The organism is Vibrio sp. KUL80, assembly GCF_059725495.1.
In genome coordinates this window covers 779,694-802,485 of record NZ_AP045842.1, presented here as the reverse complement: position 1 = coordinate 802,485, position 22,792 = coordinate 779,694, and the positions used below count along the sequence as shown (strand labels likewise).

21 protein-coding genes and 1 pseudogene are annotated in these 22,792 nt (G+C 44.4%); 13 read left to right on the top strand and 9 right to left on the bottom strand.

Features of this window, described 5'->3' with window-relative positions:
- Window positions 1-56 precede the first annotated feature (56 nt).
- Window positions 57-917 carry an alpha/beta hydrolase fold domain-containing protein gene (locus AC6I8U_RS20250; RefSeq protein WP_498019483.1) on the top strand — a complete coding sequence of 287 codons (861 nt, stop codon included), beginning with the start codon at window positions 57-59 and terminating at the stop codon, window positions 915-917.
- 50 nt (window positions 918-967) lie between these two features.
- Here AC6I8U_RS20250 and AC6I8U_RS20245 read toward each other — a convergent pair whose 3' ends face one another.
- A complete protein-coding gene (locus AC6I8U_RS20245; RefSeq protein ID WP_498019482.1) occupies window positions 968-1,873 on the bottom strand; it encodes an aspartate/glutamate racemase family protein in 906 nt (301 codons plus the stop codon).
- A gap of 227 nt (window positions 1,874-2,100) precedes the next feature.
- On the opposite strand from AC6I8U_RS20245, the gene AC6I8U_RS20240 reads away from it, so the two are divergent.
- From AC6I8U_RS20240 to AC6I8U_RS20225, 4 genes are all read left to right on the top strand, one after another.
- Window positions 2,101-2,736 carry a LysE family translocator gene (locus AC6I8U_RS20240; protein ID WP_498019481.1) on the top strand — a complete coding sequence of 212 codons (636 nt, stop codon included), beginning with the start codon at window positions 2,101-2,103 and terminating at the stop codon, window positions 2,734-2,736.
- A gap of 169 nt (window positions 2,737-2,905) precedes the next feature.
- Entirely contained in the window at window positions 2,906-4,114 is a 1,209-nt protein-coding gene (locus tag AC6I8U_RS20235) for an IS4 family transposase (protein ID WP_498019480.1), read from the top strand.
- 324 nt (window positions 4,115-4,438) lie between these two features.
- Window positions 4,439-5,101: a hypothetical protein gene (locus AC6I8U_RS20230; protein ID WP_498019479.1), complete on the top strand. Its 663-nt coding sequence runs from the start codon at window positions 4,439-4,441 to the stop codon at window positions 5,099-5,101.
- A gap of 140 nt (window positions 5,102-5,241) precedes the next feature.
- Window positions 5,242-6,123 carry an IS30 family transposase gene (locus AC6I8U_RS20225; RefSeq protein WP_498019478.1) on the top strand — a complete coding sequence of 294 codons (882 nt, stop codon included), beginning with the start codon at window positions 5,242-5,244 and terminating at the stop codon, window positions 6,121-6,123.
- Here AC6I8U_RS20225 and AC6I8U_RS20220 read toward each other — a convergent pair.
- Complete coding sequence (locus AC6I8U_RS20220) at window positions 6,088-7,209, bottom strand: ISAs1 family transposase (RefSeq protein WP_498016714.1); 1,122 nt, start codon at window positions 7,207-7,209, stop codon at window positions 6,088-6,090. The genes AC6I8U_RS20225 and AC6I8U_RS20220 overlap by 36 nt on opposite strands.
- Window positions 7,210-7,305: 96 nt before the next feature.
- On the opposite strand from AC6I8U_RS20220, the pseudogene AC6I8U_RS20215 reads away from it, so the two are divergent.
- Window positions 7,306-7,437: pseudogene (locus AC6I8U_RS20215) on the top strand (IS30 family transposase); the annotation flags it as partial.
- A 104-nt stretch (window positions 7,438-7,541) separates the two neighbouring features.
- Here the strand turns inward: AC6I8U_RS20215 and AC6I8U_RS20210 are convergent.
- The 3 genes from AC6I8U_RS20210 to AC6I8U_RS20200 are packed head-to-tail and all read right to left on the bottom strand — an operon-like array spanning window position 7,542 to window position 9,395.
- On the bottom strand, window positions 7,542-7,862 hold the full coding sequence (locus tag AC6I8U_RS20210) for a cupin domain-containing protein (RefSeq protein ID WP_042474678.1): 321 nt from the start codon (window positions 7,860-7,862) through the stop codon (window positions 7,542-7,544).
- 21 nt (window positions 7,863-7,883) lie between these two features.
- Entirely contained in the window at window positions 7,884-8,600 is a 717-nt protein-coding gene (locus tag AC6I8U_RS20205) for a FadR/GntR family transcriptional regulator (protein ID WP_042474675.1), read from the bottom strand.
- An 18-nt stretch (window positions 8,601-8,618) separates the two neighbouring features.
- Window positions 8,619-9,395, bottom strand: a complete 777-nt coding sequence (locus AC6I8U_RS20200; RefSeq protein ID WP_498019477.1) for an SDR family NAD(P)-dependent oxidoreductase — start codon at window positions 9,393-9,395, stop codon at window positions 8,619-8,621.
- Between the two features lie 294 nt (window positions 9,396-9,689).
- Between AC6I8U_RS20200 and AC6I8U_RS20195 the strand changes: the two genes are divergently transcribed.
- The 3 genes from AC6I8U_RS20195 to AC6I8U_RS20185 all read left to right on the top strand — a co-directional run bounded on the left by AC6I8U_RS20195 (window position 9,690) and on the right by AC6I8U_RS20185 (window position 13,190).
- Window positions 9,690-10,409: a FadR/GntR family transcriptional regulator gene (locus AC6I8U_RS20195; RefSeq protein ID WP_042474672.1), complete on the top strand. Its 720-nt coding sequence runs from the start codon at window positions 9,690-9,692 to the stop codon at window positions 10,407-10,409.
- A gap of 132 nt (window positions 10,410-10,541) precedes the next feature.
- Window positions 10,542-12,458 (top strand): DUF294 nucleotidyltransferase-like domain-containing protein, encoded by a 1,917-nt coding sequence (locus AC6I8U_RS20190; RefSeq protein ID WP_498019476.1) that lies wholly within the window; start codon window positions 10,542-10,544, stop codon window positions 12,456-12,458.
- Between the two features lie 3 nt (window positions 12,459-12,461).
- The gene (locus AC6I8U_RS20185; protein WP_498019475.1) at window positions 12,462-13,190 is read left to right on the top strand and encodes a 3'-5' exonuclease; all 729 of its coding nucleotides are present in this window, start codon (window positions 12,462-12,464) and stop codon (window positions 13,188-13,190) included.
- 60 nt (window positions 13,191-13,250) lie between these two features.
- Here the strand turns inward: AC6I8U_RS20185 and AC6I8U_RS20180 are convergent, their stop codons facing one another.
- Complete coding sequence (locus AC6I8U_RS20180) at window positions 13,251-13,937, bottom strand: oligogalacturonate-specific porin KdgM family protein (protein WP_498019474.1); 687 nt, start codon at window positions 13,935-13,937, stop codon at window positions 13,251-13,253.
- A gap of 708 nt (window positions 13,938-14,645) precedes the next feature.
- Here AC6I8U_RS20180 and AC6I8U_RS20175 point away from each other — a divergent pair.
- Window positions 14,646-16,205 (top strand): chondroitinase-B domain-containing protein, encoded by a 1,560-nt coding sequence (locus tag AC6I8U_RS20175; protein ID WP_498019473.1) that lies wholly within the window; start codon window positions 14,646-14,648, stop codon window positions 16,203-16,205.
- 65 nt (window positions 16,206-16,270) lie between these two features.
- Window positions 16,271-17,992, top strand: coding sequence for a hypothetical protein (locus tag AC6I8U_RS20170; RefSeq protein WP_498019472.1), 1,722 nt, complete (start codon window positions 16,271-16,273; stop codon window positions 17,990-17,992).
- A 32-nt stretch (window positions 17,993-18,024) separates the two neighbouring features.
- Here the strand turns inward: AC6I8U_RS20170 and AC6I8U_RS20165 are convergent, their stop codons facing one another.
- The gene (locus AC6I8U_RS20165) at window positions 18,025-19,056 is read right to left on the bottom strand and encodes an IS630 family transposase (RefSeq protein ID WP_498016649.1); all 1,032 of its coding nucleotides are present in this window, start codon (window positions 19,054-19,056) and stop codon (window positions 18,025-18,027) included.
- A 69-nt stretch (window positions 19,057-19,125) separates the two neighbouring features.
- Here AC6I8U_RS20165 and AC6I8U_RS20160 point away from each other — a divergent pair, with 69 nt between their 5' ends.
- Both AC6I8U_RS20160 and AC6I8U_RS20155 read left to right on the top strand, forming a co-directional pair.
- Window positions 19,126-19,941: a hypothetical protein gene (locus tag AC6I8U_RS20160; RefSeq protein ID WP_394149965.1), complete on the top strand. Its 816-nt coding sequence runs from the start codon at window positions 19,126-19,128 to the stop codon at window positions 19,939-19,941.
- Window positions 19,942-20,015: 74 nt separating this feature from the next.
- Complete coding sequence (locus tag AC6I8U_RS20155) at window positions 20,016-21,044, top strand: polysaccharide lyase family 7 protein (RefSeq protein ID WP_498019471.1); 1,029 nt, start codon at window positions 20,016-20,018, stop codon at window positions 21,042-21,044.
- A gap of 52 nt (window positions 21,045-21,096) precedes the next feature.
- Here the strand turns inward: AC6I8U_RS20155 and AC6I8U_RS20150 are convergent, their stop codons facing one another.
- Both AC6I8U_RS20150 and AC6I8U_RS20145 read right to left on the bottom strand, forming a co-directional pair.
- Window positions 21,097-21,681: a TfoX/Sxy family DNA transformation protein gene (locus AC6I8U_RS20150; RefSeq protein ID WP_498019470.1), complete on the bottom strand. Its 585-nt coding sequence runs from the start codon at window positions 21,679-21,681 to the stop codon at window positions 21,097-21,099.
- 113 nt (window positions 21,682-21,794) lie between these two features.
- Window positions 21,795-22,670 (bottom strand): DMT family transporter, encoded by an 876-nt coding sequence (locus AC6I8U_RS20145; protein WP_498019469.1) that lies wholly within the window; start codon window positions 22,668-22,670, stop codon window positions 21,795-21,797.
- Window positions 22,671-22,792 lie beyond the last annotated feature (122 nt).

The window sequence follows — 22,792 nt, the reverse complement described above, 5'->3', positions numbered from 1 at the left end:
ATCCGTAAGGCGCTTACTTGAGTGAGTAGTATGCGCCACTGAATTTGAGAATACGCATGAAAGCATTCTATTTACTTCTTCTAATTTTATTACCAATAGGCGTGGCTAATGCCAATTACACAGTAGAGAAAGACATTGTTTTCAAAACACTTGAAGACAGCAATTTGGCGCTGGATCTGTATAGGCCAACAACGGTAACTGACAAGCCAGTGCCTTTGTTAATTTGGGTTCATGGTGGTGCTTGGAAACGAGGATCAAAAGATGCCATCCCAACTAAAAACCCACTTTTGCTCAATTCGTTTTTGGAACAGGGGTATGCGTTGGCAGCGGTCAATTATCGTTTGAGTGGTGATGCGAGTTTCCCTGCCCCCGTTCAAGATATAAATGATGCGGTTAATTACCTCTATGACAATGCTGACAAGTATCAAATCAAAGCTGATAAAGTAGTGATGATGGGGCGCTCAGCTGGTGGGCATCTTGCTGGGCTAATAGGAGCAGTAAATGCACACGAAAATCTGGAGTTTATATCACGGCCCAAGTATCAAGTTGAGGCAGTCGTGAGTTTCTTTGGCCCTACTGACTTGTTGGCGCTTGGCAATAAAGGTAGCAGAAAAGCGTCACCAAAGTCTTCGGTTTCTCGTTTTTTAGGAGGAGTGCCTAGCGAGATACCAGAGATAGCGAAACAAGCCTCTACGACAACGTATATTACGAAAAACTCGCCGCCTTATATACTTCTTCATGGTGACGAAGATAAGCCAGTTCCTCACTCTCAGAGTGAGTTGCTAAAAGCAAAGTTGGATAGGTTTGGTGTGGCAAATGAACTATACATTGAGAAAGGGGTGGGACACAGCGCGAACATATTTGACTCTCCTAAGTACGTGCCATCCGTAGTGAAGTTTGTTGAGAACTATCTTTAACGTAAAGCTCATGAATCTGATTCATGAGCTTTGTTTTTCCTGAACTGTACTCAAGAAGCTTTAAGTAGTGCCTCTCTTCTTGCCTGACGAGCTTTTCCCACAACATAAGTCACCATGTCATCTTCATTGACGATATCGGCAATGTTGATTGGTGTGGTGTCTGTGATGGGTGTGCTATTAAGGATCTTATCTGCGCGTCGATAGATGTGAACAACACGCTCTGCAACCGCTTCCATTGGATCGATGAAGTAGATCTCTGGGAAGTTTTTCTCAAGCGCTGGGCGTACTAATGGCAGTTCAGTGCAGCCAAGGATCACAGTATTCACACCTTGAGTTTTTAGAGACTCAATGGCTTTGCTAAGAAGTTCAGCGTTTTTGCCCAGTTCGCCCGCTTTGATACCGCATTTTTCGCGAATGTCTTGGCCACTTGGGGTTTTCTCACCGGTTTTGTGTCCGTAGATTGCGCTGTGAACGTAGTTCTCTTGCTCTTCAGTGTTAGGCTTGAAGTAGGTGATCTTGTCTTCAGTCAAATAGCGATCGTAGATCCCAGAGTTGTAGGTGCCAGTAGTGCAAAGCACACCAACCACGGCTTGCGGGTTTTGCGCTTGGATCTTTTCAGTAGTTGCTTTAAGCATGTCCACTAAATAGACGCTGGTCTGTTTTTGAACGTCTGGGCGGAAGTGGTGCGCCGTATTGCAAGGCATTACTGCAAACTCAACGTGGTTCAACTCCATGATCTGTGCTGAGCGAACCATTTCAGGGACAGGATCGGGTCCACCTTCGTTGATGGCTTCAGAGCGATCTGGAATATCTGAGTTGTTGATCACAACCAAGCTCATGTGCTCTTGGTCGCTTTGCGCACCTTGTTTGTTTTCTTCACGTGCGATGATGTCTTGAAATAGCGCATCGGCTTGCGGTCCCATGTTTCCCATGATGCCAAAAATTACATCTTTCATAGCTAGTCCTCGAAAGTAGATTCAATAAGCGGTGAGGAAAAACTACGGGAGAATGGTTTCGGAGACGAATCGCTTTTGATGGGTGGAATCCTCCTCTGTAGATTAGCTTATTCAATAGTATGTATATTTTTTGTTCGACTTAGAGTGGCGACAGCGGTAAGGTTGGGGGATATGTGTGCTTCAGAGCATACGTTTGAACAACAGGTTACACGCAAGGAGGACAAAAAATGGAATGGAGCTTATGGTTGGCGTATGTGGGCGTGATTACGGTGTTAATCTCATCACCGGGTCCTTCAGCGATGCTGTGCATTGCACACGGTGTTAAATATGGGAAATCCAGTGCCCTTGCGACTGTGTTTGGCGGGACGTTCGCGTCGCTAACCTTGATGTTCCTATCTGCTGTTGGTTTGGGCGCTATTTTGGCGGCATCGTCAGAAGTCTTTTTGTTATTGAAAATCTTTGGCGCGCTCTATCTTGTTTATCTTGGATACCAGACTTGGAGAGACACAGGGACTGAGTCCGTGTTGAGTGCAGATACCGGACAAGAGAAAGTCGCGTTTACCCAGCGTGGAATTCTCAAGAAAGCCTATATGGTGGGTATCAGCAATCCTAAAGACCTGCTGTTTTTTACCGCACTGTTTCCCAACTTTATTAACGTGAATGCGCCTCAGCTTAGCCAGTTTGTTGTGCTCGCTCTGACATGGGTTGTGATCGATACCTTGATCATGTTGGTGTATGCAAGGCTTGGCGCTAAGGTGAACCCTTGGCTATCGAGTAAGAAAAACATCAAGCGCTTTAACAAGGTGATGGGGGGCTTCTTTATGTCTGCTGGTGGTGCGTTGTTTGCTTCGAGCACAAAATAGTTATAGCAAGTTTGCATTTATACTTGGTGCAAATTTCGTTGATGTTTAGCGCTGAGGAATCCCCTGATGATTTAGATAAAAATCATCAAGTTAAGGTAGATGCGCATCTTGTCATGTGATCAAATGGTTTCGCCAAAAAACAACAATCAAACAACAATCAAACAACAAGATGCGCGAACTCAATATCTTACATGACTCTCTCTACCAATGCTGCCCTGAACTGCACTTAAAGCGACTTAATAGCCTGATGCTCGCTTGCCAAGCATTGCTTGATAGCAAAACTCTTACGCTCACCGAGCTCGGTCGCAACTTACCTTGCCAAGCGAGAACTAAGCACAACATAAAGCGGATGGATCGTCTTTTAGGTAACCATCACCTGCACCAAGAGAGACTCGCCGTTTACCGTTGGCACGCTAGCTTTATCTGTGCAGGCAATCCCATGCCAGTGGTTCTCGTCGATTGGTCTGATATCCGTGAGCACAAGAGACTTATGGTGCTTCGAGCATCGGTGGCGCTGCAAGGACGTTCGATCACTTTATATGAAAAGGCCTTTCCACTTTCACAACAGTGTTCTAAGTCTGCTCATGACCAGTTTTTATCTGACCTAGCAAGTATTTTACCTTCCTCAGTGAGCCCTCTCATTATCAGTGATGCTGGATTTAAAGTGCCATGGTACAAATCTGTTGAAGAACAAGGGTGGTATTGGCTGAGTCGAGTAAGAGGTAAAGTACAATTTGCTGAACTCGGTGCCGAAGATTGGCAGCCAATTAGTAGCTTGCATAGCAAAGCCTCCAGCCGAGCCAAAAGTCTTGGCTATCAAAGACTGACCAAAACTAATGCCATCAACTGCCAAATAACGCTGTATAGAGCCTTGCATAAAGGCCGCAAGAATCAACGTTCTACCCGAACAAACTGTCACCATCCATCGCCTAAGGTGTACTCTAAATCAGCAAAGGAGCCATGGGTCTTGGCTACTAACTTACCGCCGACGACTCGTACTCCCAAGCAGCTAGTGAGGCTTTACGCAAAGCGCATGCAGATAGAAGAAACCTTCCGAGACTTAAAGAGTCCCGCTTACGGATTAGGCCTACGTCAAAGTCGCACTAGTTGCCCCAGAAGGTTCGATATTATTTTGTTGATAGCTTTAATGCTGCAACTCATGTTTTGGCTGGCAGGAATCCATGCACAGCAACAAGGATGGGACAGGCACTTCCAGGCGAATACTGTCAGAAATCGAAACGTGCTGTCTACCATTCGATTAGGAACGGAAGTCCTCAGGCGACCAGACTACGAGATCACGACTCAACAGCTCCTAGCTGCTGCGGTGGATTTAGCTAAGCAACTCTTACAAGATGGCTATGCACTGGCGGATTTATGAGGGGATCCCTCAGTGTTTAGCGAGCGTATGGAAAATACGCTCGTACTGACATATTTGTTTTTTAAAAGAGGGTAAATTAGTCGACATATATTTTCTCTTATTCCCATATCAAATAAAAAACACCTGGCATTATATTAGTATGTTATTAAACATCCGAGTTATTTCTTTTAAGTTTGCACATTATGTGACGAATATTCCCATCAATCCCCTACCAAACGTGAGGGTAACTAAAAAACGTTAATTTCAATAAGCAACTGATTTTAATATTTGGAATAATTACCACGAATTTATAAAAATATATCAGTGATTTACATGGAATTAACAATGAAAAAGATAATTGTACTATTTGGTGTTTTGGGTGTGCTTTATGGCTGTGGTTCTGGTGACGGGGATGGTGTTGATGGTAACGGCACGAGCAGTGTATGTGCCAATAACTCGAAAGTTGTTCGTGTTGTAGATGAAAATGAGAAAAGGGATAGTTACCACTTTTTCAGTAATACTTGTAATAACCTCATGTATACAGGAAGTATTGATACGACATCGATTTGGGGCTACGGTAAAGGTCTTCCAGACACTGGATACTGGAATCATAATTCAGAGACCTTTACCCTGACCCGTGATTCAGATCAGTTTTATATGTTTGCGGGTGTACCTCGACTACCATCTACTGATGAAAAAAATCAGGGAGCGCTGGTGTGTAAGTTAGAAGCTTTCGTTGATGGTGAATATAGTAATGATACGATAACGGTCTTTAACTATACGTTAAACGAGTACTGTTTTGAGAATGGTACACAAGATCCTATTATCAGCAACTATGGTCTTGACTATAGTGTGCTAAGCCAAGCTCAGATTAATCAGTTTGAAGATGTTGTTATTAACGGCAATCCTACGGCCAAAGACTTAAATCAAGCTCTAAATAACGGTACTGCAAAAGTATGTACCGTTTCCAGTGATGCAGAAATTAATAATAGCGAGTGTGCAAAGTAAGCTAATAAACGTCAATCTTGCTTAAAGTAATAACCCCCGATTTCAGATAATAAGTGCGACATTCATGGGAAAGCGTAGAAGAGGAAGCCAACTGCTGAAAGTGGTACGCTCTTCTCGCCAAAGAAACAAGCAGTACTACCATGAATTATCAGCAGTTGACCGAGGGCAGAAGATACCAGATTTCTGCTCTTTTGGAACGGGGAATTTCGATTTCTGAAATAGCTAGAACAGTTCAGTGCCATCGCTCTACGGTATATCGGGAGCTTAAACGCGGCAGTAAGGGCAGCCATTATTGCCCACGAGAAGCCCAGAGGTTAGTAATCAAAAAACGCACATCAGCGCGTAAATACCGTATCCCTCAGGAGCGTGTTGATTTTATCTGCCTCCTTTTAGAAGCAGATTGGAGTCCAGAGCAGATTTCCAGTGTATTAACGAAAGCCGGGGCCGCTGTCAGCCATGAGTGGATTTACCGATTTGTCGCGCAGGATAAACGCTTGGGCGGTAAGTTATATCGTCACTTGAGACAAGGACACAAGCGATATCGTCGCGGTAAAAAAGAGAAAGCGCCAGCGATCAAGAATGCCGTTTCGATCGATGATAGACCAAGCATCGTTGACCGTAAGGAGCGATTTGGTGATTGGGAAATCGACACCGTATTAGGCAAGCACGGCACTGGAGCTATGGTGACTATTTTAGAGCGTAAAACACGATTTTACGTGGTAAAGAAAGTGCCATCCAAGTCAGCGGATGATGTCACCAAAGCAACAATAGAGCTGCTCATGCCTTATAAAGAGCATGTGCATACCATAACAGCTGATAACGGAAGAGAGTTTGCAGGTCATGAAACCATCGCAAAGGAGCTGGAAGCTGAGGTTTACTTTGCTCACCCTTATAGCTCTTGGGAGCGTGGAGCTAATGAGAATGCCAACGGTCTTTTGAGACAATATGTGAAGAAAGGAGCCGACCCAGGGCGACCGCATGAGTGTCTAGTTTTTCGCCATTTGACTAAAACCAGCACTTAATACTGCCTCTAGCATGGACGTATTCATCATACATCGCTTTTGTTTCCCTACTATGCTTAGCTTGGTTGGCTCTTCTCGGAGCATGTTCAAGCTCATATGACGTAGACATGATAGGTTCTCTGCACCGTGCTCTTTGTATATCTGGCACGCATCTTCATTCATGGTGACATCAAGTACCCAGTGCATTGATTCTATGCCCCAATGTTCTCTGACTGCCATAGCTGCTTGCTCTGCACTAAGCTCTTTAGAGCTGATGTAATAACGGTACTCTAGGTCGACAGATTTACCTTTCTCTAGGCGAAAATTTTCAACCATTACAATGCTCTTCAAGCCTTTCCAGCGAGAGAAGTTACCTTCAAGTTCGGTACTGTCAAAAACATAGCATTGGCGAGACTCTATGCGGCCGTGTCCTTGCTCAAGAGAGATGTCATCAGCCATATTAACTCGCTGCGAAGAGAATGCCTTTTCGATTGCTTGTCGGAGTTTTCCTTGGTTGCTTTTTACAGCAAGCAAGTAGTCTCCACCTTGATTTACAATGGCTTTAGCAATCTTGGTTTGACAGGCCATAGCATCAATAGTTACTAGGGCTCCCTTGATATCGAGCATCTTTATCAGTTCAGGGATCGCTGTAATTTCATTGCTTTTTTGTTCAGTCTTTAGCTGTCCTAGTACGAGCTTGTTTGACGACGCATAGGCGCTGATCATATGAATGGTGCTGGTCCTGTCTTCACGATTATATGAGCCGCGAAGTGTTTTGCCGTCAATCGCAATCACTTGACCTTCGGTAAGAGTATGTATTGATGACATCCAGTTAACGAAGCACTCATGAAATTGCTCTGGCTCAACGGTAGAGATGATACGAGCAATAGTGTCATCCGCAGGAATGCCATTCAAAAACAAGTCATTACGCTTAAACCAATCATGATGACCCAGAATGTATTCACGAATATCAAACCAGCCTTTCGCGCCTGCAATTACCGCACATAGTGAGCCAAAAAGGACTTCAAACAGGCAATAAGTGACCTTTGCACCTTGGCGATGGTCGATAATCGTTTGAAAATGTTCTTTGAAGTGGTCAATGTGCATGATGCTCTCCCTTAAAAGGGAGTATATGATCACAGCTAAATGTGATCGTCAAATCGATCGTAATTTTGATTAAAAAACGTTCACGATCTCACCCTGGGAGCCGACCTAACAACGGTAACAGACAGTGATATTGAATTCGCTCTATCGCGGATAAATTATCGACCAAGAAAGTGTTTAGACTTCAAGCAGCCAGCGATTGTATTTCAAGAAATGACATTGGCTGCTTGATATAGGCGAGTGTCGCACTTCGCAGTTGAATTCGGGTGTAAATAAAAAAAGGAACGGTTATATGAAACCATTCCTTTATAATATTTGTATTAATAGCTCAACTATTATACGAAGTCTTTACGCATAGGAGTAAAGTTATCGATTAGGATGCCTTCTTTAAGGCACTTACAACCGTGCATGATGTTTGGCACTTTATAGACAGTGTCACCAGCTTTAACGATCTTAGTCTCGTCACCTACAGTGAACTCGAACTCACCAGAAACCACGTAAGTGATTTGCTCGTGTGGGTGGTTGTGCATTGGTGCAACTGTACCTGTTTCGAAGTGAACTTCTACAGTCATCATGTTTTCGCAGTATGCTAGAACCTTACGACGTAGACCGCCACCCTGATCTTCAAGTACTGAGTCTTTGTTGTATACAAACATTGTCTTTCCTCTAGGTATTCGTTAGACCGCTTCCAGTAGGGCAAGCCTCTGGTTGTGATCATTAAGTAATAGTTGAGATGCCGCTTTTGCTCGCTCAGCGTCACCCATCATAATCGCGTCGTAGATAGCCCCGTGTTCATCAAGACAGAATCGTCCGCCGACCGCGGCTTCATCAATAAAGGTCTTGAACAGCGACTCCAAAATATTGGAGAACGGGATATAAAACGGATTTGCGGTCGCTAAAAAAATGGTTTTGTGAAACTCGTGGTCGTTCAACGTCCACGAAGAATAGTTGTGAGTAAACGCCGCATGTTTCATGTTCTGGAAACATACCGACAGTGCTTTACGATGTTCGATTGAAGCATTTCTTGCTGCTAGTGAGCACGCCTCTGGCTCGATCGCTTTTCTTAAACCAAGGAACTGGGTTAAGAATCGCTGAACGTTGTCTGTGTCTTTTACCCAATCTAAAAACTGAGGGTCTAAGAAGTGCCAATGCTGACGAGACATTACATTGGTACCGACTTTAGGCTTTGATGTAATAAGTCCCTTTGCCGATAAAAGCTTGGTTGACTCGCGAAGCGCTGTACGGCTGATACCGAACTTTTCGCAGAGTTCTAACTCGCTCGGGAGTTTTTCACCTGGTTTCAGCTCACCAGTTAGGATCTTAATGGCGATCTCTTTAGCAACCTGAACATGAATTCGACGACTTGAATCTGCTACTGTATGGAACGTGGCCATGTATACACCTTGGGTTGATTAGGGCGCGATTTGTCCGCCGTTAACATCAAGAATCTGACCTGTGATGTAACCAGAGCAGGCATGAGAGGCAAAAAAGGCAAACGTTGGTGCCACTTCTTCAATGGTGCCAAAGCGGCCCATTGGAATACTGTTCGCAATATTGCCTTTTAGGTCGTCGCTTTTATCATCGTGGAAGGCTGTATCAATGGTACCAGGAGAAACGATGTTGAAGCGGATGCCATCTTTAGTGAACTCTTTCACCCAGTTGCGGTGAATATCGTGCAACCAAGCCTTTGATGCAGCGTACATACCTGCGCCGATGCCACCACCTTCTCGACCCGCGATTGAGCCAGTACTGATCACACTTGCAGTTTGACCAGATTCCTTTGCTGATTGGCGTAGGTGAGGGATGGCATACTTAGTGACCATAAGAGCGCTGCGCGCATTTAGGTTCATTACGTGGTCAAATAATGCGTCGTCGATGCTTTCTAGCCCCTTACGACCACCAAGACCACCTGCGTTGTTAACGAGAACATCCAATCCACCAAAGTGAGAGGTATAGGCGTCGATTAAACGTTCGCATTCATCGCTCTTGGTTAAGTCAGCCTGAAAAAAAGCGGCTTCACCACCAAGCTTGTTAAGCTCATCAACTGCTGCCTGTGATTCTGGGGTAACTCGTCGTCCATTGAGACCAACTTTTGCTCCATGTTGTGCAAAAAGTCGAGCTGCCGCTAATCCCATCCCTGCGGTGGAACCGGTGATTAGAACGCGTTTTCCTCTGAGATCTTCAAACATCAGTTTAAGCCTTATCATTGGTTTGATTTATTAATCATACAATAGCACTTTAATGCGTCAATAGGGAATTGGTAGAAATGACAATTCCCATCAATAATTCTAGGAAGATATTGAGAAAAATGTGACATAGAACCCACTAATTAGGTGGTTTTACTCGTAGAAGTGATAGGAAATCACGAAGCAAAAGGCGACTTATATCGAATAAATGCGCTTTGTCACATCTATTCAAACGTGAATGGTGGTAGAATCACTGCTAAAATAATACATAAACACCTTTTTGTAAGCGATAATACTATGTCAGGTAAGTTCAGTTCTATTACGGGCTCAAAACGAAGCATCCATGTTCAGGTTGCTCGTGAGATTGCACGTGGCATCCTCTCTGGTGAGTTACCAGAAGGATCTATCATCCCAGGCGAGATGGCGCTATGTGAACAGTTTGGCATTAGCCGAACTGCACTTCGCGAAGCCGTTAAGCTACTAACATCGAAAGGTCTACTAGAGTCTCGACCGAAGATCGGTACGCGTGTCGTTGATCGTGCATACTGGAACTTCCTCGACCCACAGCTTATTGAGTGGATGGACGGCCTTAACGATGTTGAGCAGTTCTGCGGTCAATTTCTTGGCCTTCGCCGAGCGATTGAGCCAGAAGCGTGTGCACTAGCCGCTAAGTTTGCCACAGCAGAGCAACGTATTGAACTGTCGTCAACCTTCCAAGAAATGGTAGAAGTATCGAAAGAAGAAAACTTCGACCAAGCGAAATGGTTGGACGTTGATACTCGCTTCCATAGCCTTGTTTTCAATGCGACGGGTAACGACTTTTACCTTCCGTTCGGTAACATCTTGACTACGATGTTCTTTAACTTTATTCAGTACTCTTCAGACGGCGGTTCTACCTGTATCAATGAACACCGTGCGATTTATGAAGCGATTATGGCTGGTGACGCAGACAAAGCTCGTGAGGCATCAGCAAGCCACCTACGTGAAGAAAATCACCGTCTTCCGGTAGCAAGTTAACCAGTAACTTTATGTTCTAGATAACATTTTGAGTAAAAAGGCAGCGGCGAAGCTGCCTTTTTTTGTTTTCACTAGGTCAAACACCAAAATGTGTTGATATAATAATACAAAATAAATCCATTGGAGCCCGTTATGCCGAACGCCTTGCTACCCAATATTACCCAGTTTCTCTGTAATATTGATCCCTTTGATAAGCTTCCGAAAGAGTTAGTTCGGGAAGTCGCCTCAGAGATCAAAATTACCTATTTGGGTAAAGGTGATACGATCGATCCCTGCGGTGAACAGGTAGGCCCGGTGGATGACTCACAGCCTCACATTGAGGGTGAAGGCAAAAAGCATAAATACCTCTATGTAATTCGTACTGGATCCATGGAGCAGAGACAAGCTGACGGTGTTCTGCGTGCACGCCTAGGTTCAGAAGACCTATTTGGCTTCACCTTTCTTGACGATAACGTAACGTCTGAGAGTGGCTATCATGCCGTGGCGATGGAAAACACTCTTCTGTACCTTATTCCACACGCAACGCTTGAGAGAATTTTCAAAACCAATCCTGAGTATGCAGAATATTTTGCTTCTCAGGCTCAGATCCGCTTAAAGTCGGCACTGGATGTTGTATGGTCGAACAAAGAGAAAGGGTTGTTCATCAAAAAGGTGTCGGATGTTGCCAGTGGTGTGATTGCCATTGTTGATGCGTCGACATCCATTAAGGCTGTCGCCCATGAGATGCGGATTGTAAAACGTTCATCGACAGCGGTGATCTGTGATGACGGCAAACTGGTGGGGATCATTACCGATCGAGACATGACTAAACGAGTGATCGCTGAAGGGTATGATCCAAGCGCGCCGATCAAAGAGGTAATGACGACGGCGCCTCTAACCGTCAGCCCAGATGATCTGGTGTTACACGCGGCTTCGCTTATGATGCAGCACAATGTCCGTGGTCTGCCTGTTGTATCAGATGGCAAGGTAGTGGGGCTGCTTACCACCTCTCATTTGGTTCAAAATCACCGAATGCAGGCTATTTTCCTGATTGAGAAGATAAAGTACGCAAATAGTGTTCGCTTATTGGCGAGCTTCACCACCGAACGCCAAGCAATCTTTGAGGCGTTAGTTGAAGGTAATGTTGCGCCTGACATCATCGGGCGAGTGATGTCGATGATTATGGACGCGTATAATCGTCGCCTTATTCAGATTGCTATTGATAAGTTAGGTGAGCTGCCATGTAAATTCTCTTGGATTGTCGCGGGATCGCATGCGCGAAATGAAGTTCACATGCTATCAGACCAAGATAATGCTTTGGTACTAAGTGATGATGCAACGGAAAGCGATAAAGTCTATTTCCGTCACCTGTCGCAGTATGTTGCTAATGGTCTCGCTGCTTGCGGCTACCCTCTCTGTCCGGGTAAGTTTATGGCTGCCACGCCAAAGTGGTGCCAACCGCTATCGACTTGGAAACACTACTACAAAAAATGGGTAGCCAACCCAGAATATGAGCGCCTTCTTAACATCAGTGTATTCTTAGAAATCCGTTGTGTTTACGGAGAAGCGAGCTACGCTGAAATCTTGCGCGATGAGTTGCACGCTAATATTAGAGAGAATCGTGAATTCCTAGGTATTTTGACTCGTGATGCGATTAATACGCAGCCTCCTTTGGGGGTTTTCAATAACTTGGTACTTGAGAAGACTGGTGAGAATACAAAAACTCTTGATATCAAAAAGTATGCAATTAACTTGATTATAGATTTAGCCCGAATCTACGGACTAGCCGTTGAGTGTGACTCATCGAACACTGAAGAACGTTTTACCCGCTCCAATGAACGCGGCATGTTAAGTGACGACTCATACAAAAACATCCTCAATACTTATCAGTACATTTTGATGTTTAGACAACATCATCAGCTTGAAGCGCTTAAGCGAGGTGAAGAGCCTGACAACCGCATTAACCCAGACTCATTTGGTAGTTTTGAACGAGGTAATCTAAAAGATGCATTTAGAATTATCTCGTCATTGCAAGAGGCTGCAAAAGTTCGATTTGCTGGGAGAATGTAATCGATGGTAGGCATACTTAAACAGGTGATGAACCAGTTTCATGTATATAACCATTACCTGAAAGAGCGGGAAAAGTATCTCAGTGATAACTCGATATCGAGTGAGGTGTTATCCATTCTCAGTGATTCAGCACCAGATATGGATACTGAGGCGAGTCAGCTTCGATATCTGGTTGTAGACTTTGAAACTACGGGGATAGATGCCGTTGGTAACAGCATTTTGAGTATGGGGTGGGTTGAGGTAAGCAACCTTACTATCAACGTACACACCGCTCGACAGCTATTTATTGAAACGCCAGACAAGGTAAAAGCTGAGACAGCTATTATCAACCATATCGTCCCCGAGATGCTGCAAAACGGTGTCTCACTTGATAGTGCAATGTGGCAGTTGTTCGAAGCGGCGAAAGACAAGGTGTTGATTGCTCATGGAGCTATGATTGAGTCCGAGTTTGTTAATCAGTATTTGGTTGATAAATATGGCATTGATGGGTTACCAGTAATGTGGCTGGATACTCTAGCCATGGAGAAGGCGATGGCGGTCGCGGTGAACAAAGAAGCGGATATCGATGTTCGATTGTCGGAAACTCGTGAGCGATATGGACTTCCTGAATACAACGGTCACGAGGCATTAATAGATGCTATCGCCACAGCTGAACTTTTCTTGGCGCAATCCAACCGACTGTACAACAAAGGGCACCCTAGCATCGGTAAGCTCTATCGCTTGAGTCAGTAATGAAACAAAAAAAGAGGCGCTGATGTCAGCGCCTCTTTCGATCTGTTCCCAAAGTGCTTCTTAGAAGCTGTACGTTACACCTACACGGCTACGTAGTTCACGACGATCTGTCGTTGAATCGACATTCACGTCACCAAACTCAACGTAAGGCGCCCACTGACCAAAGTGACGGCGCGCTGTAGCGTTTAGCTCATAATTAGTGTCTTTGTTGTTGTAAAGGATGTAGCCGTCAGTATCTGCTTTGTAGTAGTTACCTTCAAGACCGAAGCGCCACTCGTTAAGAGAGTAGTTAAGGTTTGCCGTGATACGGTGGCGACGTTCGTTCTGTGCTTCTTCGCCGTTGTTTTGGCGAATGTCATAGCGGTAACGACCACTTAGGCTTAAGCCTTCTACGCTGTCTAGTGCGTACGTTACACGTAGTTGCGGTTTATAAGTCATACCTTTAGAACGAGCTTCAATAGGCATGCCTGGTTGGATAGTCCAATTGTCGTTAAGCTTGAAGCGGTAACCAAGGTCTAGTTCCCACCCGTTATTTTGAAGGTCTTTAAGAAAAGCGCCTTCCTCGCCTTTGAACTTTAGCTCACCGCTGTAGTAGAAGTTACCGATGCTATCGCCCATCTTTACACGCGTTGCGTGCTCTTTAGATGTGTGCTTGTACTCAGTACGTACATCAAATGAAGCTGCGCTCACCGCTGCAGTTGCGAACACAGAAACTAATGCCACTGTTACTTTGTTTAGAGTGCTCATCTATAGCCCTTAAGGTTTATTGTTTGTGATAATGTATGATAAATATATTACTGTTATAAACGCCGATTTTATGTGACTTAGATCGCCCGGAATGGTGGGTTTTAGGTCTATTTAGAATGAAAACGAAAACGGCCTTTACGTAACTTTATGACTTAAAACAGTATTATTGTTAGGTAGTGATGAGCTGGCTGATTGTCTATTATGAATAGAAATGTGATGTACCTAATGAAGGTTTTAGGACTATTTATACTACAAAACCAAATTCGTGTGCCAGTGGCTGTCTCCTAACTTCCGAGGCAATCGAATAGAGACTTGGCACATAAGTGATAATAGTTTTCAATCAAGCTCAATTAGGCCAATTATCATTAACGTCACACGTACAGTAAATGCTAATGCCTGATAGCATCAATTTAACAATTTCATAAATATGTAGGACAAAAAATTCTAAGTAGCACGAACTTATCATTCTAGTCCCACTGCACTTCATGTGATCTAATTCAACGTTCCCAAAAAAATTATAAAATGTGATCTATTTTCCATTTTTCCTTGTTTGATGCAATTAAATCAATAGCTTAGAATTTCTAGCGCATCACTCTAAATGATGCACATGGATGTAAATATATATTTCATAAATGGAATTATGTCTGATGTCACAGTCGTAGCTAAAAAAATAATAAAAAATAAAATAATACAAATAAGGAATTTTAGATGAAAAAGAATCTTGTGGCATTGATGATAGCAGCGGCAACTATGGCTGGATGTAGCTCGACTGGGTCAAGTGAAGTGACTTCAGCTGCAGAGCGTGGCTTAGATACCGAAACGCTGCTTGCAACCAATACTAAACCTTTTATTGCAGCCAGCGAGATCCCACAAGGCGATGCAGAAGGCTTAAAGAGTCAGCTACTCAATCTGAAAGATGGCGATGAACTGATCATCCCTGTTGGACAATATGAGGACCTTGGCCAGTTCGACATCACTGCCAGCAACGTGACGATTAAAGCCGAAGAAGCGGGTAAAGCCTGGCTAACAGGTCTGGTTCAGATCAATCTACGTGGCAACAATATCAAGTTGGAAGGCGTAGTCTTTACCGATGGTGGCCCGGCAGAGCGTATGGGTGGCATTATCTTCCGTGGTAATGACAACCAATTGGTGAACTCAACGTTCTACTACTTCAATGACCGCTATGCGTATGAGCCAGACGATAGACGTTCTGAGTATCCAAAAACACTTTGGATTGCTATGTATGGTAAGAACAACCAGCTTGTGAACAATACCTTTGAAGGTAAACAAAAGCGCGGCACCTTGATTGGTGTGCAGAAAGCTAAAGGCGATGAAACCGCCGATCACCACTTAATCAAAGGCAATTTGTTCTACAACCAGAAACATAACCAATATAACGAGTTCGATATAGCAGAAGCGAAACGCTATAACTCAAATAGCTGGGAAGCAATTCGTCTGGGTGACTCAAAGAGTTCAATTTACCCATCAGAGACGACCATCGAAGGCAATCTATTCTTGCAAAGTGATGGTGAGACGGAACTGATTTCACTTAAGTCAGCGGGCAACGTGGTACGTAACAATACACTTATTGATAACGCATCCATGATCTCTTTGCGTCACGGTGTAAATAACACGGTTGAGAACAACGTTATCCTTGGTAACGGCAAGCGCTTCAGCGGTGGTATTCGTCTCTACGACGCTGGTCACGTGATTCGTAACAACTACATCGAGCGCGTAATGGGTACCGGTGATGTACGTGGTGGCATTGCGATTAACACAGGTATCACAGATGTTGTTAACGGTGAGACACTATCGCAAGACGTCAAAGGCAAAGAGCTTAATAAACAAGCTACTCCATACAATGTGACGATTGAGAATAACTCAATCATCGATTCGCGTCAGAACTTCCTTTACTCAGATAAGCGTCACCGCGTGAGCCTTTACGATAACTCAAAAGTGACTACGGTTTTTGCCGGCACAGACGTGACCTTTAGAAACAACATCTCTTACGCAGGCGTATCAAATAGCCTTGCGCTGAAAGGTAACGACTCTATTGCCGCGCTTGTGAATCCAACTTACGACAATGACATCTACTTTGGTCCAGTGACAGGTACTGAACTTCCATGGGAAGGTGTGTTGTATCGCGACCCTAAGTTTGCCCCAGCAGAGAATGGCTTGCTAGAAGCAACCAACTTTGAAGGCGGCGCTCGTAACCTGACTGTACTCACCATGAATGACACTGGTGCTAGCTACCGTATCACCAAATAACTCTCAGTAATCCCTACTATTTTAGAGGCTCGCCTTGGGCCTCTTAACCCAAGAGAATTTACAATATGAAGCTTAAGACTTTATCTACGCTAATTGCAGTGGCGTTAACTGCAGGGACCCTTTCTGGCTGTAACTTTTATGATGAGCCTCCTGGTGGTGAAACTCCAGAAGAGCCAGGTGGTGGCAATCCACCGATTGAAGGTGTTGATGTTATTGTTGAAAACGCTGCTGAGCTTGTTACTGCAATTGCTGCAGCGAAAGAGGGCGAAATCATCGGCCTTAAAGAAGGCGGTGACTATGCCTCAATGGGGACAGTGGTTCTTGAAAAGCCTCTCACGCTAACATCGGTCAATGTTGATGGTGATCTCAGCGAAGATGGTGAGAATCAAGCGGTGATCAGCGGTGCAACTTGTATCGATGTTCCGTCAAGCGCTGACCAAATTCTAAAAGGTACCGCGGGTATTACACTGCATAACATTAAGTTCCAGGGTGTAGAGCTTTCCACTTGTGGTACGGAAGATACATCTCGCTCTATCATTAATATTGGTAAAGTCGGCGATGGCAACACGCCGGTTTACTTGAAAAACCTAACGTTCGATGGAGCAAGCTTTGCAGAGTCGACAAGCGCACCGACAGCATGGATCTACTCTCGCGGTTTGGTCAACGTATCGGAAAGCGAGTTTAGCAATAAGACCGTAGCCAATACCGCAACAGGTATCCTCTATCTGAACTGTGGTAGTAACAAAATCAATGGTGGCAGTGCGAGACTTGGAAACCCGACCTTTGAAAACAATACGGTCGCTCTGGTTGATGATTCGGCAAACATCCCAGGGGTAGTCGCAGGACAATTTGACGGTAAGCAGTGTGCCGCGAAGATCACTAACAACAGCTTCGCTGGCTTTGCTATTGAAGAAACAGTGCTGGAAGATACTATCGCTGCCGTTATCGATGGTGATACAACAGGTGCCAACATCATTTCAGATAACACCTATACCGATGTAGGTTCGCCTCCTCCAACGGATCCAGATAACGACGTTGAGGCGCTCAATGAGGCGATTGAGGCGGCGAGTGTGGGTGATGTGATTACTCTTAAAGCGGATGGCGATTACTCAAGCGGCATTATTGCCTTAAACAAAGCAGTGACGTTGGATGGTGGCGATGCTGCGACGATAAGCGGTAGTACTTGTATTACAGTCACGGCGCCAGGTGCTTCTGTCATTGGCCTTAACTTTAATAACAGCGCGATTGGTGCGGAGTGTAGTACTGAAGACAGCGATGGTCGCCGTGGAGCTATCACTATCGAGGAAGCATCATCTGACGAAAATGCGCCAGTTATCCTAGATAGCCTGTACTTTGATTCAAGTGCGATTACCGAAGATGGTCTTTACAAAAAATCTAGCTGGGTATATTCAGCTGGTCATGTCCATCTTTCGAATAGTGATTTTGTAAACCTTAAATCTAATATTCAGAATAACGCCTTTTATTCACCGTGTAATAAAGCTGCAAATAGACGTGGAATCCGTTTAGAGAATAATAACTTCACTATTGATGATAGCGGCGATAAAGAAACTGCAGCAATTAAAATAGGTAATTCCTCAGGCGGGAATCAAACAGCAGATAACTGCAATGTATATATTCAAGGTAACCATTTCGAAGGCTATTATCAGGACTTGTCTGCAGCAGCAGGGTCAGGTAAACAGCGCGTCGTTTCTATTTTTGCTACCGATGATGCGGTAACCAGTGAGAATGGCGATGTAAGAACGGATAATACGTTCAACTTAAGATAATTCGAAAATAACAAGAATCTATATATACCCAATCAACTTGAAGATGCAGGCTTGAACACCTGAAAATTATCATTAATTCGAGACGTCAGCGAGCCTGCAATCTCTGGAAGAGTCACAGTAAAGAATTGGGTAATGGCTTCCTTGAAATCCCGTTTACTTTTGAAGTAAACGTTATTCCTTGACTTCTCATTCATAACCTTCCAAAGCCGCTCTATTGGGTTAAGATTCGGGCTGTAAGGTGGGAGATAATGCAGTTCAATATTAAGGACAAATGCCGCATCTCTGACTAAATCACTGCGGTGATATCCAGCTCCATCTAAGATGACATGGAGCTTGTGATTTAACGGGTAGCTCTCTCTGAGTTTACAGAAAAATCGAACCATGTTTTCACTGTTAATGCTGTCGTATTCGCTAACAATGGTCGCTCCAATATCTGATAGGTTCAAAGCACCAACAATGTTCAATCGGCTACGATTACCTGTTGTTTCCAGAACTTTACTTTGACCTGTACGTATCCAACCATGGGAGAGTTTGGTTGACAGTGTGGGGTGAACGGCATCGATAAACACTATCGATTCATCCTCGCCACAGCTTGCTTTCAGTGCTTCATAAGCCTCTATGAACGCTTGCTGTTTTTCCTCATCGAACTTATGTGGAACGCCTTTCGGCTGTTTGTAGCTGAAACCATTGTGATGAAGCCATTTGTTCATGCCAGGAACACTATAGTGAATCTGAAACCTTTCAAATACGTACGCAATAATCTCGGACGAATGGTGGTATGTATTTTCAGTTAGATGCTGAACCAACTCTTGGGTTTGCTGAGCCGATAGATAGCTTTGTGAACCGCCATTTTCAGGCTTGAGCTTGTTCGACTCTAGGTAATCTTTGATATGTTGACGAACAGTGGATTCATGAATAAGAAGTGCGTCTGCAATTTCTTCGGGGCACCAACCATTACTCGCATGAATAACCGCTTTTATACGGTCACGAACTCGTCCGTCACGCGTTGTGCTGTGCTGGATTTTTAGTTCCTGCTTCTGTTCATTGGTCAGAGTAATTTTCATAGTTGCTAGCATGATCCTCTATTCAGGAAAAATCAAGCGTCTTCAATGATCACTGGTATAGAGAATATTATGATGAAGAAATTAGCCCTAGCAGCTGGTGTATTTGCGATGTCTTCTGGCGCTGCATTCGCAGCCGACAGCACCATTACCGTTAAATGGGAACATAAATTACTAGATGGCCGTACCGACCGTCCTAAGTTTGAGTTTGGCCACCGTATGGATAACGGCTTTAAATTTGGCTTTGAGCAAGTTTGGCAGTATGACCGCAGTAAAGATAAGTACGAGACAGGCTACGCGCCAGAGCAGTATGAGCTCACCTTCAAAACCGACTATCGTCATCGTTGGGGGGATCGTAATGAGCACCAAGCTGGTCCGGTACTGGATTATCAGTTGAAAGATACAGCAAGAAACGTACGTGTCGGTGCTTTCTATGGCTACCGCTTTACACGTAACTTCGATGCGAAAGTACGTGCTCGTTACTCACAAAACATCGATCGCTTGCGTCTAGATAGCTATGACAGTAGTGGTAACCTTAAGCCAGGCAGCGACCGTGAAGACTTCAACAAGGAGATGCGTTACGACTTGTGGTTGACCTATCGTTGGAACAGCTGGACCTTCGTTTGGGATGCGATTTTCCTACAAAAAGTCTCTTCGTTCGAGAATAGCAGTGGTGTCGAGCAACACGTTTACGACAACAATGAACGCTTTGCGATGGAAAACGAGTTTAGCGCCGAGTACCGCCTACCAGAAGCGCGCGCCCATGCATTTTATGGCAAGTTTAAGCTAAAGCAAAAACTGCTTAAAGATAGCCATGCAAACAGCGCGTACGATTGGTATGGCAAACGCGATAACGCCATCGAGTTTGGCTACAAATATCGTTTCTAATAATTAGGTAAATAAGATGGGAGCGCAGCGAGGAACTAGACCTACTCGTTGCGCTCTTTTTTGTGAATAGAAGTATGGAAAATAGAACAAAATTATTAAGCTTAATGCTGGGCTCTTTGCTGATGTCTGGCTGTAATAGTGATTCCTCATCAGGCGGTACCATTCCACCAGAAGAGGGCTCTCCACCAAATGAAGGTGAATACGCCTGGGATATCGACCAATGGAAAATAACCATTCCTGCTAGTAAAGATGATTGGTACGGCAGTGGCGGTACGAGTGCGGCTGAACTAGAACCTCAACACTGTGTTTCGAGCAAAGACGTCCTGAGTAACGGTTCGGTGATCTACCACAAACCGCATGACGTCACTTTCTTTGAAGTTGAAGACGAGAGAATGGTGTTTCGGGCCAACATGGGATTTGGAACCACAACGGCTAATTCCAATTACATACGCTCTGAGTTAAGAGAGCTATTTAACGCCCAACGTATGGAAACGTGCAGTACCAGCTCAAGTAACACAAGCTGGTTTATCGATGATACGGCGACTAATACTCAACACCACACCTTAAAGTCTATGGTAAGCGTTGAAGAGTACCCAAATATCTCCGGACAAGAGCCTAAAGTCATCGTTGGGCAGGTTCACGGATGGAAGATTAAGCAGGCGTTAGTAAAGCTTCAATGGGATGGTCCATCAAAACCGGTTCGAGCGATACTCAACAAAGACTTCTATAAGAATAATCAAAGCTGCGAAGAGGGCACGTCGAAGTATCCGGAATGTAAGGATTGGTCGTTTAGTGTTAACCTTGGTACCTATCCTGCCAACATGGATTGGAACTACGAGATAACAGTGGATGGTAACGGCATTGTGATGAGAACTTCAGATACAGACGGTAGCAATGTTAAGCAACACGCACTTGCTTGGGGAGAGGAGTACCAAGACACCAATAATGGCACTGTCACTCTAGCTGAGGGCTGGGCAGACGCAGACGTGGCGTATTACTTTAAGGCGGGGATCTACCCTCAATTTAGACCAGATGAAAAGTATGCGGGTGAGCTGTTCGAAGTAAGCTTCTCTGAGGTGGAAATCAGCCACACATCTCACTAACACCGCAAATAAAGAAGGTCGATACATGTAATTACATCGACCTTCTTTTTAACTAGCGCCTCACTTTTGCGAGCAGCTCTTTCTTACGCTTATCTGGAATAACCATCCAATGCATGCCCGTCAGTGCCCCTTCAATCTGCCAAAGTAATTGCTCACTAACATTTTTATGGCACTTGGCTAGTGCACGGTATGCGCCCACTGCGCCTCGAACGCGCAGCAGACCAATGGTCTTGATACCAGCTTTGGCAAGCATCCGTTCTGTGGTGTATTTCATGTTCGGCAGGTCTTTTATGCGAACGACATCATTGTTTTGCTGCTGCTCTTTTTCTTGCATTGCCTGATCTAAAGCTGTGCGGCAATCTGTTACAAGCTGCTCGTCACTATCAGGTTCAAAGCTCTGATAGCGTGTAGTGACGATTTGCCCTTGTTTCTCATAGCTGAATCTCTGCTCTATTAGAGTCTCAGCAACGTTAGTTTCTGGAATACGTAGAAATACTTTGCCTTTACTAATTAAAGCAAAGATATTCCCATCAGAGAAAATACCAAAACCACCAAACATAGATTTTGATGTAAGTTCTCCAAATAAATTGGAATGTTTTAATTTTGGTAGGATAGAAGAGATTGTATATTGTGACATCTATCATTCTTCCATGAGTTATTACTTTCGGTGATGATTATATCAATAATAACCCATGGAGAGATGATAAATATTGAGAGTGGCGAAGTTATATCACCACTCTGTGATCTGAATTAATTCGAAATGTTAATGGCTTCTTTCGAGGTGCTGAAGCGCTTTTTCCAGTTGATTGGCATCATAGGCAATACGATTAATAGAATCCCAATAAATGTTAGAACGTCAGGTATTTCATCAAACCACATCACGCCAAATAGAGTGACAAACACAAGACCTGAATATTCAGCAAGTGCGATCTGATTGGCTGGTGCCTTTTTATAGGCGACAACGATCAACGCATGATAACCCAATACAAACAGGTTGATCGCCATTATCCATCCGAGCTGGACGAGGTTGAGTGGTTGCCACTGTTGCACTGCTAAAATGAGGGCAACTGGAAGGGTCATCACCCCGGTCCAAAACAGCGTCGAGACGATATGCTGCTCAGCGGGCAGTCTTTTCACCAGTATGTTGCTTACACCCATCGCTAGTGCGCTTCCCAGACCGGCGATGGCTGCCCAATGGAAATGCTCAGGTCTAAGTACCACCACGACGCCGCTAAAGCCGATCAACGTCGCGATGACCTTATCCTTGGTTGGTCTCTCTTTTAGCAGCGTCATGGCAAGTGGAATCATAAGAATAGGGCCCACGTAAAACATCGCATTTGCTGTCGCAAGCGTTAGGTGAGTGATGGCTACCATCGCACACGCACTACCACCAAGGATAAACTGAGCGCGTAAAAAAGCGATAGAACCGCAACCATCCATACGAGTTTGACGAGGCAAACGTATCCAAACGGGAAATAGCAAAAGCACGCTAAGTACTTGCCTAATAAACACATATTGAAACGTAGGTACCTCACCGTTGAGCACTTTTAGCGATACGTCTGAAAAGGAGGCAAGTAGGTTGGCAAGCACCAAAAGTAGAATAGCTTGGTTCGCGTGTTTGGACATTGATAATATTTGTAATACAAAACTGGGGCGCGGATAATAACCTAGGTTTTGTCGAAAAGCTTGCTTTTTTTATAGGCAAAAAAGTGCCCTCTATTGTTGTCAAAAAACAGAGGGCAGATAGG

Bases quoted from the DNA above. Each gene is read 5' to 3' on its own strand.
- AC6I8U_RS20250 (WP_498019483.1), top strand. From the start codon at position 57: ATGAAAGCATTCTATTTACTTCTTCTAATTTTATTACCAATAGGCGTG.
- AC6I8U_RS20245 (WP_498019482.1), bottom strand. From the start codon at position 1,873: ATGAAAGATGTAATTTTTGGCATCATGGGAAACATGGGACCGCAAGCC.
- AC6I8U_RS20240 (WP_498019481.1), top strand. From the start codon at position 2,101: ATGGAATGGAGCTTATGGTTGGCGTATGTGGGCGTGATTACGGTGTTA.
- AC6I8U_RS20235 (WP_498019480.1), top strand. From the start codon at position 2,906: ATGCGCGAACTCAATATCTTACATGACTCTCTCTACCAATGCTGCCCT.
- AC6I8U_RS20230 (WP_498019479.1), top strand. From the start codon at position 4,439: ATGAAAAAGATAATTGTACTATTTGGTGTTTTGGGTGTGCTTTATGGC.
- AC6I8U_RS20225 (WP_498019478.1), top strand. From the start codon at position 5,242: ATGAATTATCAGCAGTTGACCGAGGGCAGAAGATACCAGATTTCTGCT.
- AC6I8U_RS20220 (WP_498016714.1), bottom strand. From the start codon at position 7,209: ATGCACATTGACCACTTCAAAGAACATTTTCAAACGATTATCGACCAT.
- AC6I8U_RS20210 (WP_042474678.1), bottom strand. From the start codon at position 7,862: ATGTTTGTATACAACAAAGACTCAGTACTTGAAGATCAGGGTGGCGGT.
- AC6I8U_RS20205 (WP_042474675.1), bottom strand. From the start codon at position 8,600: ATGGCCACGTTCCATACAGTAGCAGATTCAAGTCGTCGAATTCATGTT.
- AC6I8U_RS20200 (WP_498019477.1), bottom strand. From the start codon at position 9,395: ATGTTTGAAGATCTCAGAGGAAAACGCGTTCTAATCACCGGTTCCACC.
- AC6I8U_RS20195 (WP_042474672.1), top strand. From the start codon at position 9,690: ATGTCAGGTAAGTTCAGTTCTATTACGGGCTCAAAACGAAGCATCCAT.
- AC6I8U_RS20190 (WP_498019476.1), top strand. From the start codon at position 10,542: ATGCCGAACGCCTTGCTACCCAATATTACCCAGTTTCTCTGTAATATT.
- AC6I8U_RS20185 (WP_498019475.1), top strand. From the start codon at position 12,462: ATGGTAGGCATACTTAAACAGGTGATGAACCAGTTTCATGTATATAAC.
- AC6I8U_RS20180 (WP_498019474.1), bottom strand. From the start codon at position 13,937: ATGAGCACTCTAAACAAAGTAACAGTGGCATTAGTTTCTGTGTTCGCA.
- AC6I8U_RS20175 (WP_498019473.1), top strand. From the start codon at position 14,646: ATGAAAAAGAATCTTGTGGCATTGATGATAGCAGCGGCAACTATGGCT.
- AC6I8U_RS20170 (WP_498019472.1), top strand. From the start codon at position 16,271: ATGAAGCTTAAGACTTTATCTACGCTAATTGCAGTGGCGTTAACTGCA.
- AC6I8U_RS20165 (WP_498016649.1), bottom strand. From the start codon at position 19,056: ATGAAAATTACTCTGACCAATGAACAGAAGCAGGAACTAAAAATCCAG.
- AC6I8U_RS20160 (WP_394149965.1), top strand. From the start codon at position 19,126: ATGATGAAGAAATTAGCCCTAGCAGCTGGTGTATTTGCGATGTCTTCT.
- AC6I8U_RS20155 (WP_498019471.1), top strand. From the start codon at position 20,016: ATGGAAAATAGAACAAAATTATTAAGCTTAATGCTGGGCTCTTTGCTG.
- AC6I8U_RS20150 (WP_498019470.1), bottom strand. From the start codon at position 21,681: ATGTCACAATATACAATCTCTTCTATCCTACCAAAATTAAAACATTCC.
- AC6I8U_RS20145 (WP_498019469.1), bottom strand. From the start codon at position 22,670: ATGTCCAAACACGCGAACCAAGCTATTCTACTTTTGGTGCTTGCCAAC.